14 protein-coding genes and 1 riboswitch are annotated in these 12,328 nt (G+C 69.6%); of the genes, 5 read left to right on the plus strand and 9 right to left on the minus strand.

Annotated features, from left to right (window positions below; genetic code table 11):
• The coding region (locus tag NVS83_RS17190; protein ID WP_258740409.1) for a hypothetical protein at positions 1–514 on the plus strand (514 nt) is incomplete at its 5' end.
• Positions 515–650: 136 nt separating this feature from the next.
• On the opposite strand, the gene NVS83_RS17195 is transcribed toward NVS83_RS17190, so the two are convergent.
• The 4 genes from NVS83_RS17195 to NVS83_RS17210 form a co-directional block, all read right to left on the minus strand.
• A complete protein-coding gene (locus tag NVS83_RS17195; RefSeq protein WP_258740410.1) occupies positions 651–1,217 on the minus strand; it encodes an ABC-type transport auxiliary lipoprotein family protein in 567 nt (188 codons plus the stop codon).
• Positions 1,218–1,312: 95 nt separating this feature from the next.
• Entirely contained in the window at positions 1,313–2,359 is a 1,047-nt protein-coding gene (locus NVS83_RS17200; protein WP_258740411.1) for an MlaD family protein, read from the minus strand.
• Positions 2,360–2,368: 9 nt separating this feature from the next.
• On the minus strand, positions 2,369–3,163 hold the full coding sequence (locus NVS83_RS17205; protein WP_258733578.1) for an ABC transporter ATP-binding protein: 795 nt from the start codon (positions 3,161–3,163) through the stop codon (positions 2,369–2,371).
• Positions 3,164–3,239: 76 nt separating this feature from the next.
• A complete protein-coding gene (locus NVS83_RS17210) occupies positions 3,240–4,388 on the minus strand; it encodes an ABC transporter permease (RefSeq protein ID WP_258740412.1) in 1,149 nt (382 codons plus the stop codon).
• 265 nt (positions 4,389–4,653) lie between these two features.
• Between NVS83_RS17210 and dgcA the strand changes: the two genes are divergently transcribed.
• The gene (gene dgcA / locus NVS83_RS17215; protein ID WP_258740413.1) at positions 4,654–5,631 is read left to right on the plus strand and encodes an N-acetyl-D-Glu racemase DgcA; all 978 of its coding nucleotides are present in this window, start codon (positions 4,654–4,656) and stop codon (positions 5,629–5,631) included.
• On the opposite strand, the gene NVS83_RS17220 is transcribed toward dgcA, so the two are convergent.
• Entirely contained in the window at positions 5,601–6,773 is a 1,173-nt protein-coding gene (locus NVS83_RS17220; RefSeq protein ID WP_258740415.1) for an MFS transporter, read from the minus strand. The genes dgcA and NVS83_RS17220 overlap by 31 nt on opposite strands.
• Positions 6,774–6,872: 99 nt before the next feature.
• A complete protein-coding gene (gene thiD, locus NVS83_RS17225; RefSeq protein WP_258740416.1) occupies positions 6,873–7,691 on the minus strand; it encodes a bifunctional hydroxymethylpyrimidine kinase/phosphomethylpyrimidine kinase in 819 nt (272 codons plus the stop codon).
• Between the two features lie 58 nt (positions 7,692–7,749).
• A riboswitch (TPP riboswitch) is annotated at positions 7,750–7,848 on the minus strand.
• 258 nt (positions 7,849–8,106) lie between these two features.
• Here thiD and NVS83_RS17230 point away from each other — a divergent pair.
• Positions 8,107–8,349, plus strand: a complete 243-nt coding sequence (locus NVS83_RS17230) for an Lrp/AsnC ligand binding domain-containing protein (protein ID WP_258733320.1) — start codon at positions 8,107–8,109, stop codon at positions 8,347–8,349.
• A gap of 8 nt (positions 8,350–8,357) precedes the next feature.
• Here NVS83_RS17230 and NVS83_RS17235 read toward each other — a convergent pair whose 3' ends face one another.
• The 3 genes from NVS83_RS17235 to NVS83_RS17245 are packed head-to-tail and all read right to left on the minus strand — an operon-like array spanning position 8,358 to position 10,491.
• Entirely contained in the window at positions 8,358–9,281 is a 924-nt protein-coding gene (locus NVS83_RS17235; RefSeq protein ID WP_258733321.1) for a DMT family transporter, read from the minus strand.
• 54 nt (positions 9,282–9,335) lie between these two features.
• Positions 9,336–10,049 carry a cytochrome b/b6 domain-containing protein gene (locus tag NVS83_RS17240; RefSeq protein WP_258740417.1) on the minus strand — a complete coding sequence of 238 codons (714 nt, stop codon included), beginning with the start codon at positions 10,047–10,049 and terminating at the stop codon, positions 9,336–9,338.
• A 1-nt stretch (position 10,050) separates the two neighbouring features.
• A complete protein-coding gene (locus NVS83_RS17245) occupies positions 10,051–10,491 on the minus strand; it encodes a c-type cytochrome (protein ID WP_258740418.1) in 441 nt (146 codons plus the stop codon).
• Between the two features lie 261 nt (positions 10,492–10,752).
• Here NVS83_RS17245 and NVS83_RS17250 point away from each other — a divergent pair, with 261 nt between their 5' ends.
• Positions 10,753–11,568 (plus strand): universal stress protein, encoded by an 816-nt coding sequence (locus NVS83_RS17250; RefSeq protein ID WP_258740419.1) that lies wholly within the window; start codon positions 10,753–10,755, stop codon positions 11,566–11,568.
• A gap of 101 nt (positions 11,569–11,669) precedes the next feature.
• Positions 11,670–12,326, plus strand: coding sequence for a LysE family translocator (locus NVS83_RS17255; protein ID WP_258740420.1), 657 nt, complete (start codon positions 11,670–11,672; stop codon positions 12,324–12,326).
• Positions 12,327–12,328: the final 2 nt, after the last annotated feature.

The following is a 12,328-nucleotide window of genomic DNA, read 5'->3' on the forward strand; positions in this document are numbered from 1 at the left end:
TCCCGCCCCGACCCGCCCGGCGTCCGCCGGCAATGAGGGACAGAGCGGCTGGCTCTCCGACCTGCTGGCCCGCGCCTCCGACAACGAGACCCCGATGGCGCCCGGCGTGCCGCGCGGGGCCCGCGGACGGGATGTGCGGCCGGCGCAGCAGCCCGAGCGGCCGGTGCACCACACCATCGAATCACTCGACTCGCTGTCGGTCGACATCGCTCGCATGATCGACCACGAGACCGCGGTCGACCTGTGGGAGCGCTACACCCGCGGCGAGCGCAACGTGTTCACGCGCCGGCTCTACACCATGCAGGGCCAGCAGACCTTCGAGGAGATCCGCCGCAAGTACCGGCGCGACCTCGAGTTCCGCGACACGGTGGACCGCTACATCAGCGAGTTCGAGCGGCTCCTGGAGCAAGTCTCGCGCGACGAGCGCGGCCAGCAGCTCACCAACACCTACCTCACCTCGGACACCGGCAAGGTCTACACCCTGCTGGCGCACGCGGCCGGCCGGTTCGACTGACCGGCCCGCAGGCTCGGGACGAGCCCGCAGAAAAACGAAGGGCCCCGCAAGGGGCCCTTTTTCTTTGTCCGACAGCCGCTGAAGCTCGGCACGAAACGGCGCCGCCCCTCGGCGGACGCCGCCCCCGTCTCCGGTCTCAGCGCCGCGAGGCCCAGTGCACGATGTCGACCAGCACCTGGTCGGACGCCTGGTCGAGCGCCTGCGTGGCCTCCGCGCCGCTGGTGCCGATGGCCGGGACGCGCGAGGTGAACACCTGCGCCGCCACGATCCGCCCGGAGCCGTTGGCGACGATCTGCGCCGAGACCTCGACCACCGCCTCCGGCCCGCTGCCGAAGGTCTGGATGCCGAAGGTGCGGATGTTGGTCAGCAGCACATAGTCCGCGGTGACCGCGCTGTCGGAGCGGGCCACGCGAACCCGGCTGCCGTTCTCGAACGCCTCGATCAGCCGCGCCTGGAACAGCGGCGGCAGGCGGTCGGCCCATTGCGCCTTGTCGAGATAGGCGATCTGGCCCGGGGCCGGCTCGACCACGATCCGCTCGGTGTCGAGCACCTGCAGCGCCGTCGGCCCGTTGACCACGAGCTGTCCGCGCCCCGCCCGCGCCACTGGGAAATTGGTCGGTGCCGTGAGGTCGAAGGTCGGCACCGACTTGTCGCCGCCCGACAGCAGCGACGCGCAGCCTCCCAGCGTCAGGGCAAGAACCATGGTCGCCGCAGCGCCCATCAGCCTGCGACACGCCTGTCTACGTCTCAACGTCACGCGTCGTCCCCTGCCCCCGAATGCGCCCAGCCTTCCCATGCCTACCGTCCAGTGTAGCCAGGGACGGACGAGCCCCCAAAGATGAACTGGCGCGGATTGCGCTCGAGCTGCCGGAAGACGCGCTCGATTTCCGCCAGCGTGCGCCGGCCGTCCGCCGCCAGCGCCTCGTACTGCCTAAGTCCCGGCCCCGTGAACTTGTTCAGGTTGTCGGAGAGCTGCGCCGTACGCACGTCGAGATTGGCCGCGAGCTTGCGCACCTCGGCGGCGGCGGCGGAGACCTCGTTGAACATCCCCTTGCCCTCCTCGCTCGTCGTGAGCGCCTGCACGTTGTCGAGGATCTGGTCGAACTTCGTCGACATGCCGTCCAGCTTGGCCGTGAACTTGTTGATGTCGTCGACCGTTCGGCCGACCTTCTCCGGGTCGAAGGAGACGATGATCTTGTCGGCGTCGGCCGCGAGCTGCTTCACCTGGCCGGCGGCCCCGCTGACATCCTTCACGAAGGAATCGATGTTGTCGGCATTGTTGCCGAGCGCCTGGCTGAACTTGTCGACATTGGCGATGACCGAGTTGATCTTGCCCTCATTGCCGCGCAGCAGGTCGTCCACCCGCGTGGCGATATCGTCGACACGGCCCATCACCTCGCGCGCGCTCTTCACCAGGTCCTGCACCGCGGAGGTGTTGGCATCGATGCGCGGCAGCCCGCCATCGGGCGGCTCCGGCAGCGGGTGCGCGTCCCTGGACCCGCCCACCAGCCCCACCGAGGCGAGCCCGGTGAGGATCTGGGCGTCGAGATTGGCGCGGGTGTCGTCGCGGATCGGGGTGCCCGGCTGCACGGCGATGGTCGCCACCACCTTGCGCGGATCCTGCGCGTCGAGGCGCAGCCCGGTCACCTCGCCGACGGGAATGCCGTTGAAGGTCACCTGCGAGCCGGTCTGGAGGCCGCTCACCGCGCCGTTGAAGACGACGTCATAGGCCGCGCGCGGCCCGCGGCTGGAGGCATTTGAGAACCACCAGACGAAGCCGAAGCCGCCGGCGATGACCGCCAGGGTGAACAGGCCGATGACGATGTAGTGGGCGCGTGTTTCCATCTTCCGACCTCACCGCGCTCCGTTCGTACCGAAGCCGGCGGCGCGCGCCCGCTTCCCGTGGAAATAGGCGGAAACCCAGGGATGATCGGAGGCGAGCATGGTTTCGATCGGTCCGACGGCGATGACCTTCCCTTCGGCGAGAGCCGCGATGCGGTCGCACACGGTGTGAAGGCTGTCGAGATCGTGCGTTACCATGAATACGGTCAGCCCCAAAGTCTGCTGCAATGTCGCAATCAATTCGTCGAATTCGCCCGCGCCGATCGGGTCGAGGCCCGAGGTCGGCTCGTCGAGAAAAAGGATCTCGGGGTCCAGCGCCAGCGAGCGCGCCAGCGCCGCGCGCTTGATCATGCCGCCGGAAAGCTCGGACGGCGCCTTCTCCGCCACGTCCGGCGACAGGCCGACCATCTCGATCTTGGCGATGGTCAATTCGTCCATCAGCCGCGGCGAGAGGTCGAGATATTCGCGCATCGGGAACTGGATGTTCTGCCGCACGGTGAGCGAGGAGAACAGCGCGCCCTGCTGGAACAGCACGCCCCAGCGCTGCTCGAGCTGCCGGCGCTGCACATAGGAGAGCGTGTCGAGGTTCTGGCCGAACACCTCGACCGTGCCGGCGCGCTTGGGCACCAGCCCGAGGATGGTGCGGGTGAGCACCGACTTGCCGCCGCCCGAGGCGCCGACGAAGCCGAGGATCTCGCCCTGCATCACGTCGAGCGAGAGCCCGTTGAGGATGACCCGGTCGCCGAAGCCGACCACGAGGTCGCGCACGCGGATGATCGCGTCGCCCGGCTCGGCGCCGGCGCGCACGCCGGCGGTGTCGCCGGGCTGGCCATGCCGGGGAGCGGGTGCGTCGTGTGGGTTCGCGATCGGCTGCACCGGCGCCTCACATGTCGATCGCGGCGAAGAACATGGCGAACAGGCCGTCCGCCACGATCACGAGGAAGATCGCCTTCACCACCGAGGAGGTGGTGTGCGCGCCGAGCGATTCGGCGCTGCCGCCGACCCGCATGCCCTCCATGCACGCGATCAGGCCGATGATCGCCGCCATGAACGGCGCCTTGATCATGCCGACCTCGAAGGTGTTGAGCGCGATCGCCTCCCGCAGGCGGTTGAGGAAGATCTCCGGCGAGATGCCGCCATAGAGCCAGGCCACCAGCCCGCCGCCGAACAGCGCGCACATGTTGCCGATGAAGGTGAGCAGCGGCACCGCGATGATGAGCGAGACGAGACGCGGCAGAACCAGCACCTCGTTCGGGTCGAAGCCCATGACCCGCAGCGCGTCGACTTCCTCGCGCATCTTCATCGAGCCGAGCTCGGCGGTGAAGGCGCTGCCCGAGCGGCCCGCCACCATGATCGAGACGATCAGCACGCCGAGCTCGCGCAGGGTGAGGATGCCCACCATGTCGACGACATAGGTGGTCGCGCCGAACTTGCGGAAATGGAAGATGCCCTGCTGGGCAATGATGCAGCCGATCAGGAAGGTGATCAGCGCGATGATCGGCACTGCGCGCAGCCCGGTCCGCTCCAGATGATAGACCATCGAGGTCCAGCGGAAGGTCAGCGGGCGCGCGACCACGCGCAGCATCGCCTCCACCACCGCCCCGACGAAGGACAGGAAGCGCAGCGCGTCCTGCCCCATCAGCGCGACCGTCTCGCCGATCACCTCGAGCCCGTCGCCGAACACGCTGCCACGCGGCTTGCGCGGCGGAATCTGGTGGCAGCCGCGGGCGATCTCATCGAGCAGCGGCCGGAAGCGCTGTTCCAGCCCGACGACGTGAAACTGGACGCCGGCCTCCTCGAGGCCGCGGATCAGCCGGTCGGCCATCACCGCACCGACCGTGTCGAGGCTGCGCACGCCGGACAGGTCGATGCGCGCCGTCTCCACCTCGCCGGCCTGCAGCTCGGCGAGGCCCGCATCGACGGCACCCTCAAGGGCGCGACTCTGCGTGGCGATCCATCGGCCATTGCCGACGAATACCAGTTCGCGCCCGTTGCGGGCGGCAGCGAGAAGCGGCGCTTGCGCAGCTCCCAAGTCGGCCCCCTTCTCTCGTCCGATCCCGGCGCCGGCCCCGCCCCTTAAGCCCGTTCGCCATCTGCAAGATTCAGTGCCCGATTCTTAGCCGCAGGGCTTCCGCCCTGTCGAGGCGATAGCCGGCTTTACAGGTGCCATATTACAGAAAATGCGTTGTCCGCTGGGGAACTGTGCTTTCCCTGTGACGCGCGCGGGCGTTGCCGGCGCCCTATGCTGGCATTCTCGCGCAGGGGTGATTCGCCCGCCGCCACGACCGGGAACCGCCATGCCCGCCCTAGATGCCTTCGTCGAGCGTTTTCCGATCCGCGGCCGCTTCACCATCGCGCGCGGCTCGAAGACCGAGGCGGTGGTGATTCTGGCCGAGCTGCGTGAGGGCGACGTGGTCGGGCGCGGCGAATGCGTGCCCTATGCGCGCTATGGCGAGAGCGTGGAAGGTGTGCTGGCGGCCGTCGCGGCGATGGCCGCTCCGCTCGCCGCCGGGCTCGACCGGCGCGCGTTACAGGAGCGCATGCCCCCCGGTGCGGCACGCAACGCGCTCGACTGCGCGCTATGGGACCTCGAGGCCAAGCGCGCGGGCGTTCCCGTCCATGAACTGGCGGGCCTTCCCGCGCCGGAGCCGGTCGTCACCGCCTTCACCATCAGCCTCGATACGCCCGAAACGATGGCGCAGGCCGCCGCGGCCTGCGGGCGCCCGCTCCTGAAGCTCAAGCTCGGCATGCCGGGCGACGCCGGGCGGCTCGCCGCCGTGCGCGCGGCGGCGCCCGGAGCGCGGCTCGTCGTCGACGCCAATGAAGGCTGGACGCCCGGCGATATCGCGGAAAACCTCGCCGCCTGCGCGGAAGCGGGCGTCGAACTGGTGGAACAGCCGCTGCCGGCCGGCGCCGACGCGCTGCTCGCCGAGATCGCGCGTCCGGTCGCCGTCTGCGCCGACGAGAGCGTGCATGGGCGCGACACGCTCGGCCGCCTGATCGGCCGCTATGACGCCATCAACGTCAAGCTGGACAAGACCGGCGGCCTCACCGAGGCGCTGGCGCTGGCGCGGGAGGCGCAGGCGGCGGGGCTCGACCTCATGATCGGCTGCATGGTGGCGACCTCGCTCGCCATGGCGCCGGCGCTGCTGCTGTCCCCGCTCGCCCGTTTCGTCGATCTCGACGGGCCGTTGCTGCTCGCGCGCGACCGCGAGCCGGGCCTGCGCTACGAGGGCAGCCTCGTCTATCCGCCCGAGCCCGCGCTCTGGGGCTGAGGACGATCGGCGTAGGCGAGGAGCGCCAGCACCGCCCCGCCGCCCGCCATCAGCGCCGAAGCGGCAAAGGCGAGCGGGCCGAGCGCCTGCCATAATGGGCCGGAAGCCAGCGTCGCGCCGGTCATGACGATGGCCACCGCCCAGGCCGCCATGGCCTGCGTCGCCGCCCCGCGCCCCGCCGGGGCTAGGCGCGCGACGAGTTCGACCGTGCCGAGATAGGTGCAGCCGAACGTGCCGGCATGCAGCACCTGCAGGATCGGCAGCAGCACGACCGGCGGGTCCAGCGCCATGGCGCCGAACCGCGCAAGCCCCGCCAGGCCGCCGGCGAGCAGAAGCCGCTCCGCCCCGATCAGCGCCGTGATCCGCGTACCGGAGCGGAACAGCACCACCTCCGCCAGCACGCCCACCGCCCAAAGGCCGCCGATCGCGGTGTCCGAGAGGCCGGCCTCGCGCCACTGGATGGAGCCGAAGGCATAGAGCAGAGCGTGCGAACCCTGCACGAGGGCGGCGGCGGCGATGCCGATCCGCAGCGCGCGCGGCAGCCGCGCCCGCGTCGAGGCCTCGCCCCGCGGCCGCGCCGGCTCCGGCAGCGGTCGGGCATCGGGCTGAAGGGCATAGGCGGCGAACGCCGCCACCAGGCTGCCGGCGACGATCATCCAGATCAGCGCGTCGGCCGGAAAGACGCGCAGGACGAGGCCGGAGGCCAGATTGCCGGCGATGAAGGAGAGCGAGCCCCAGAGCCTCACCCGCCCGTAATCGACGAGCCCCTCGGCCCGCCGGGCCACGGTATAGGCGTCGAGAACCGGCAGGCTGGGCTGCCAGAAGCTCGCGGCGAGACCGAGCGCGACCAGCATCAGCGCCGCATCCGGCGCCAGCACCACGCCGACGAAGCAGCAGGCCGTCGCGAGGGCGTAGCCGATCAGGGTTGCGCGCGGGCGTCCCGTCCGGTCGGCGAGCAGGCCGCCGAGCGGCATCGTCGCCAGCCGCACCGCCATCGGCACGGCCAGCGCGAAGCCGATCATCGAGGCGCTGAAGTCGCGCCCCGCCAGCCAGACCGGGAAAAACGGCAGATAGACGCCTATGCCGAAGAACAGCCCGGCATAGACGACGGCGATCGAATGGCGCGGCGCGACGGCGGGCACGATCGGGCACTCACGGGGGAACGGCGCCTCTCGTTAGCAGGCGCGTTGGCGGCTGGCGAGCCGTAGCGTCAGGGCGCGCCTTCCGCTCCGGCCGGCAGCCTAGCTCCAAAAGGCGTGGAAGTGGTGCACCGGGCCGTGGCCGTGGCCGATATGGAGCTCGTCCGAGCGCGCCAGCGCGCGCGAGAGATAATGCTTGGCCGCCTGCACCGAGGTGCGCAGATCCTCGCCCTTGGCGAGGCCGGCGGCGATGGCGGAGGACAGCGTGCAGCCGGTGCCGTGCGTGTTCTGCGTGTTGATGCGCGGGCCGCGAAATTCATGCACCCCGTCCGCGTCCACCAGCACGTCGACGCTCTCCGGCCCCTCGCTGTGCCCGCCCTTGACCAGCACCGCCTTCGGCCCCAGCGCCAGCAGCCGCTCGGCCTGGGCGCGAACCTCATCGAGACTGGTCGCCTGCGGCTCGTCGAGCAGCGCCGCCGCCTCGGGCAGGTTGGGGGTGATGAGGCGCGCGCGCGGCAGCAGCTCGGCCCGCAGCGTCGCGATCGCTTCGGGCACCAGCAGCCGGTCGCCGGAGGCGGCGACCATCACCGGATCCAGCACCACATTCGCCACCTGGTGGCGGTCGAGCCCCGAGGCCACCGCGAGGATCGCCTCCGGCCGCGACAGCATGCCGATCTTGGTCGCCGCGACGTCGAGGTCGGAATAGACCGCCTCGATCTGCTGGGTGATGAAGGCCGGCGGCACGTCATGGATGCCGGTCACGCCCAGCGTGTTCTGCGCGGTGAGCGCGGTGATGACGCTCGCGCCATAGACGCCGAGCGCCGAGAAGGTCTTGATGTCCGCCTGGATTCCGGCGCCACCGCCCGAATCCGAGCCGGCTATGGTCACCGCAATCGCGCTCTGCGCCGCTGCATCAGTCATCGGCACGCCTCCCGTCGTGGCAAGGAAGAGAAGCGGCCCGCCGGCGCGGTCTCCCGCCCGGTGAGCGCGACCCGTTTCCTCCGCCGGCATGACCCGGATCAGGTTCGTGGGTTGGCAGGATTGCCTCTCAGCCTCGACGGCACCCCAACGCGATCATCCTGCGAGGCATAGGCGAAGCATGGGCGGCTGGCAAGACGTGCCGGGGAGCCTGCCCCAAGGTCATTTCAGAGCCTGAAAGGGCCGACCAGGCGGCGGCTCCGGGCCCGCATCCTCGCGCGGACCGGCCGATGCCTCGGGCGGGGGCGAGGGTCGCGCGGTGTCCCCGCGTGCGATCCGCAGCGCGGGCGCCGGGGGGTTGCGCGCGGGTCGCCGTTCTGTTCCTGTTGCGCACCCTGAACCGTGCCTGGAAGCCGCGATGGTCCCCTTCTTCGTCCAGATCAAATGCCAGCTCGGCCGCTCCTATGAGGTGGCCAACGCCATCGCCGATGCCGAGATCGCCTCCGAGGTCTATTCGACCGCCGGCGAATTCGATCTCCTGGTGAAGTTCTACGTCGCCGAGGGCACGGATATCGGCCATTTCGTGAACGAGAAGGTCCAGCGCATTCCTGGCATTCAGGACACGCGCACCATCATCACCTTCAAGGCCTTCGCCAGCTAGCGGCGCCGTCAGGCGGCCGGGCCCGTGGGCGGCGTCGCCTCGACCGCGGCGGCCCGCTCGATGCCGAGCCGCTGCTCGCGCCAGATCACGAACAGCCCGGCCGCGATGACCACCGAGGCGCCGACCAGCACCAGCAGCGGCGGCACCTCGCGGAACAGCACGAAGCCGAGCAGCAGCGACCAGATCATCGCCGAATAGGTGAAGGGCGCCACCACCGAGGCCGGTGCGGAGCGATAGCTCTCGGTGAGCAATATCTGCCCGACCCCGCCGAGGAAGCCGATCGACACCAGCATCACGGCGTCCCCCGCGCTCGGCAGCACCCAGCCCCAGGCGGCGGTGGCAAGGCCCGCGACGGCGGCCAGCGCCTGGAAATAGAACACGATCGCCGCCGTGGTCTCGCTGGAGGTCAGGCGCCGCACCTGGATCATCGCCCCCGCGGTGCAGGCGGCGCTGAACAGGGCGATCAGCGCGCCGAGGCTTCCATGGCCGCTGGCGAAGCCGCCCCCGAGATGAGGCCACAGCATGATGACGACGCCGATCAGGCCGACGAACACCGCGCTCCAGCGGTAGACATGGACCTTCTCGCCCAGCATCAGCGCCGCCAGCGCGACCGTCAGCAGCGGCGCGGTGAAGCTGATCGCGGTCACGTCGGCGAGCGGGATGAGGGCCAGCGCGGAGAAGGACGAGGCCATGGCGAACACGCCGATGGTGCCGCGCATGATGTGCCCGACCGGATGCGCGGTGCGCACCGCCGCGCTGATCTCGCCCCGGAAGGCCAGCAGCGCGAGCAGCGGGAACAGGGCGAAGAAGGAACGCGCGAACACCACTTCGCCGGTCGGAATGCGATCCGAGACGATGCGGACGAGGGCCGACATTACGGTGAAGACGAAGGTCGCGCCGACTTGCAGCGCGATCCCCCTGAGGGCGTTCATGATGGCGCCAAGGAGCACGAGTCCTCCCGGCCCGCAAGCGGGTCGGGAAGAGAATCACGGAAAAGGATTGCCCCCGGCCAGCGCGATGCCACCGAAGACGACCAGCACCGCCACGGCGAGGCAGGCGATGGCGAGCGCGACCGAGCCCGGCGTCGCCGGCGCGGGATCGACATAGCGCCCCGCCGGCTTGCGGCCGAGGATCATGGCCGCGATCAGGTTGTCGCTGCCCAGCGCCGAATAGGCGATGTTGGCGACGACGTGCAGCGCGATCAGCCCCAGCAGGATCGGGTAGATCTGCTGGTGGAGGGCGGAGGCGCGGGCGATGGTCTCGTCGCTCGCCACGGCCGTCATCGGCGCGTAGACGATGATGTCGTCGGTGGTGAACAGCCCGGTCAGCGCCTGCGCCGCCGCCACGAGCAGCAGCGCGATCACCATCCACCCGCCGAGCGGGTTGTGGCCGAGATAATGCGCCGGCCGCCCGCGCAGCAGGCCGAGGCCGTAGCCGAGCGCGGCGCCCGGCCCGCGCAGGAAGGCCGAGAAGCGCGCCGTGCTGCCGCCGACGAGGCCCCACAGCAGCCGGAACACCAGCACCACGAGGATCGCCAGCCCGTTCCACTGGTGCCAGACCAGCCCGACATCGCCATAATATTTGCTGGCAAAGGCAAGCCCCACCAGCGCGGCAAGCAGCCATTTCGCCAGCCGCGTCGGCAGGTCCCACGCCAGCACAGTGGCTGGCGCGGAAGCCGCTTCCTCGGTCACCGCGGACACGTCAGCTCTTCTTGCGGAAGGAATCATGGCACGTGCCGCAGGTGCGGATCACTCCGGGAAAGTTCGCCTTGAAGCTCGCCTCGTCGGTGATGGCCGCCCGCGCGGCGACCGAATCGGCCGCGAGCTTGGTAAACAGCGCTTCGAACTCGTCCTTCTTCTCCCAGATCGCCGGCAGAGCGTCCGTGCCCTCGCCCGACCCTTCCGGGAACAGGGTCGGAAGCGTCTTGGCATTCTTGGCATAAAGATCGAGAGTGCTCTGGACGGTGGCGAGGTCGAACGGGGTGGCACCGCGCAGCATGCCGCCGACGGCCTTGGTCGCCTTGCCGTACTCCTTCATAAGCGCCTCGCGCTGCTTGGCGACGTCGGACTGTGCCACGACCGCGGTCGTCGCGAAGGCGGCAAAGGACAGGGTGGCGACGACGAATGCGAGACGACGACTCATAGGCTGCTCCCGGGTTCGGGTTTGCTGCACTGCAAACCACAGAGGCTCCACCTTAGTAAGGCTCCAAACGATGACAATCGGCCGTCTGGTCACTCGCGCGCTCGTGATGGGTATGCATTACGCAGAGTAATGTCCGCACCATATTTAGCGGTTGCGTATGGTGCTTTTCCTGATTTTGATCGCCAGCCTATGACCTAAGGTCACAAAGATTGAGAAGCGCAATCGCCAACCAGAAACGCCACTCAAGGAAGCAAGCACATCATGTCCCTGCGCAGCATCCTCCTTCACGCCGCTCCCGATAGCGGCTTCGCCGACCGGCTCGCCTTTGCCATCACCCTCGCCCGCCAGTCCGGCGCCGCGCTCAAGGCCGTCTATACGCTTCATCCCGCCGGCGTGCCGCAGGTCGGCCGCGCCCTGTCCATCTACATCAACGAGCTGATGCACGAGGCGCGGGAGAAGGAGGCGGGCATCCGCGCCACGTTCGAGAGCGCGACCGCGGCGGCGGGAATCACCGCGAGCTGGGAGACGGCGCCGGGAGACGTCACCAAGGAGCTGCGCAATCTCGTCAGCTTCGTCGACCTTACGATCGTCAGCGAGACCACCGACGGCACGGTGGACGACCAGCTCGCCGCCACGCTGCCCGAGCATCTGGCGCTGGCCTGCAACGGCCCGGTCGTGGTGGTGCCGACCGGCAAGAAGGTGCCGGACCGCATCAGCCGCGTGCTGATCGCCTGGAAGCCCTCGCGCGAGGCGGGCCACGCGGTGCGCTTCTCCATTCCGCTGCTGGCGCTGGCCGACGAGGTGGAGGTGCTCACCGTCGCCGAGGACATGCCCAAGGCGTCCGAATCCGGCGACAAGCTGGCCGCCTTCCTCGCCACCCACGGCGTGAAGGCCAAGCACATTCATATCGACGCGGGTTCGGCCAGCCGCACCATCACCGAGGAAGCGGCGGCGTTCCGGGCCGACCTGATAGTGCTCGGCGCCTATAGCCGCTCGCGCATCGCCGAGATGGTGCTCGGCGGCGTCACCGCCTCCATGCTCGCCAAGCCGCCGGCCGCGCTGTTCTTCGCGCACTGAGCCCGGCTCCCGACGGGGGCGTCCGCCAGCCGGACGCCCCTCCCCGCCGTTCTCCCTGCCGGACCGACACCTTCCGCGACGGATTCGGGTTGCCCGCGGCGGTGCGCATCGCTAGCAACGGCGCCAGCAACGTCGGCGAGGCCGACCTGGGAGTTGCGTCGGTGTCGGTGCAGATCGTCTCGCTGTTCCTGTTCGCGCTCGCGGGCGCCCTGACGCCCGGCCCGAATAACATGATTTCCGCCGGCTCCGGCGCCGCCTTCGGCTTCCGGCGGACCCTGCCGCAGATCTGGGGCGTCAGCATCGGCTTCACCATCATGGTGATCGCCGTCGGCATGGGGCTCGGCTCGCTCTTCACGGCGGTGCCGTACCTCCACGAGATCCTGAAGATCGCCGGCTCGCTCTACCTGCTCTTCCTCGCCTGGAAGATCGCCAACGCCGCCGGCCCGGCGGGCGGAACGGCGATCGAGAAGCCGATGACCATGCTGCAGTCGGCACTGTTCCAGTGGGTTAACCCCAAGGCCTGGACCATCGCGCTCAGCATCATCCCCGCCTTCACCACCATCGGCGCCGAGAGCATCTTCGTCCAGGTGCTGGTCATCGCCGTGGTCTCGGGGATCGTGACCTTCCCCTGTCTTTGCGTGTGGGCCGGCTTCGGCTCGCTGCTCGCGCACCTGCTCACCGACCCGCGCCAGCGCCGCATCGTCAACTATCTGATGGCCGCGCTGGTGGCGGCGAGCGTGGTGATGCTGTTCCTGTGAAC

Source organism: Ancylobacter mangrovi (genome assembly GCF_024752335.1).
GTDB classification, from domain to species: Bacteria; Pseudomonadota; Alphaproteobacteria; order Rhizobiales; family Xanthobacteraceae; genus Ancylobacter; species Ancylobacter mangrovi.

Excerpts from the sequence above, each read along its gene's own strand:
- NVS83_RS17235 (WP_258733321.1), bottom strand. The coding sequence starts at position 9,281 with ATGAACGCCCTCAGGGGGATCGCGCTGCAAGTCGGCGCGACCTTCGTC.
- NVS83_RS17250 (WP_258740419.1), top strand. The coding sequence starts at position 10,753 with ATGTCCCTGCGCAGCATCCTCCTTCACGCCGCTCCCGATAGCGGCTTC.
- thiD (WP_258740416.1), bottom strand. The coding sequence starts at position 7,691 with ATGACTGATGCAGCGGCGCAGAGCGCGATTGCGGTGACCATAGCCGGC.
- NVS83_RS17200 (WP_258740411.1), bottom strand. The coding sequence starts at position 2,359 with ATGGAAACACGCGCCCACTACATCGTCATCGGCCTGTTCACCCTGGCG.
- NVS83_RS17245 (WP_258740418.1), bottom strand. The coding sequence starts at position 10,491 with ATGAGTCGTCGTCTCGCATTCGTCGTCGCCACCCTGTCCTTTGCCGCC.
- NVS83_RS17230 (WP_258733320.1), top strand. The coding sequence starts at position 8,107 with ATGGTCCCCTTCTTCGTCCAGATCAAATGCCAGCTCGGCCGCTCCTAT.
- NVS83_RS17195 (WP_258740410.1), bottom strand. The coding sequence starts at position 1,217 with ATGGTTCTTGCCCTGACGCTGGGAGGCTGCGCGTCGCTGCTGTCGGGC.
- dgcA (WP_258740413.1), top strand. The coding sequence starts at position 4,654 with ATGCCCGCCCTAGATGCCTTCGTCGAGCGTTTTCCGATCCGCGGCCGC.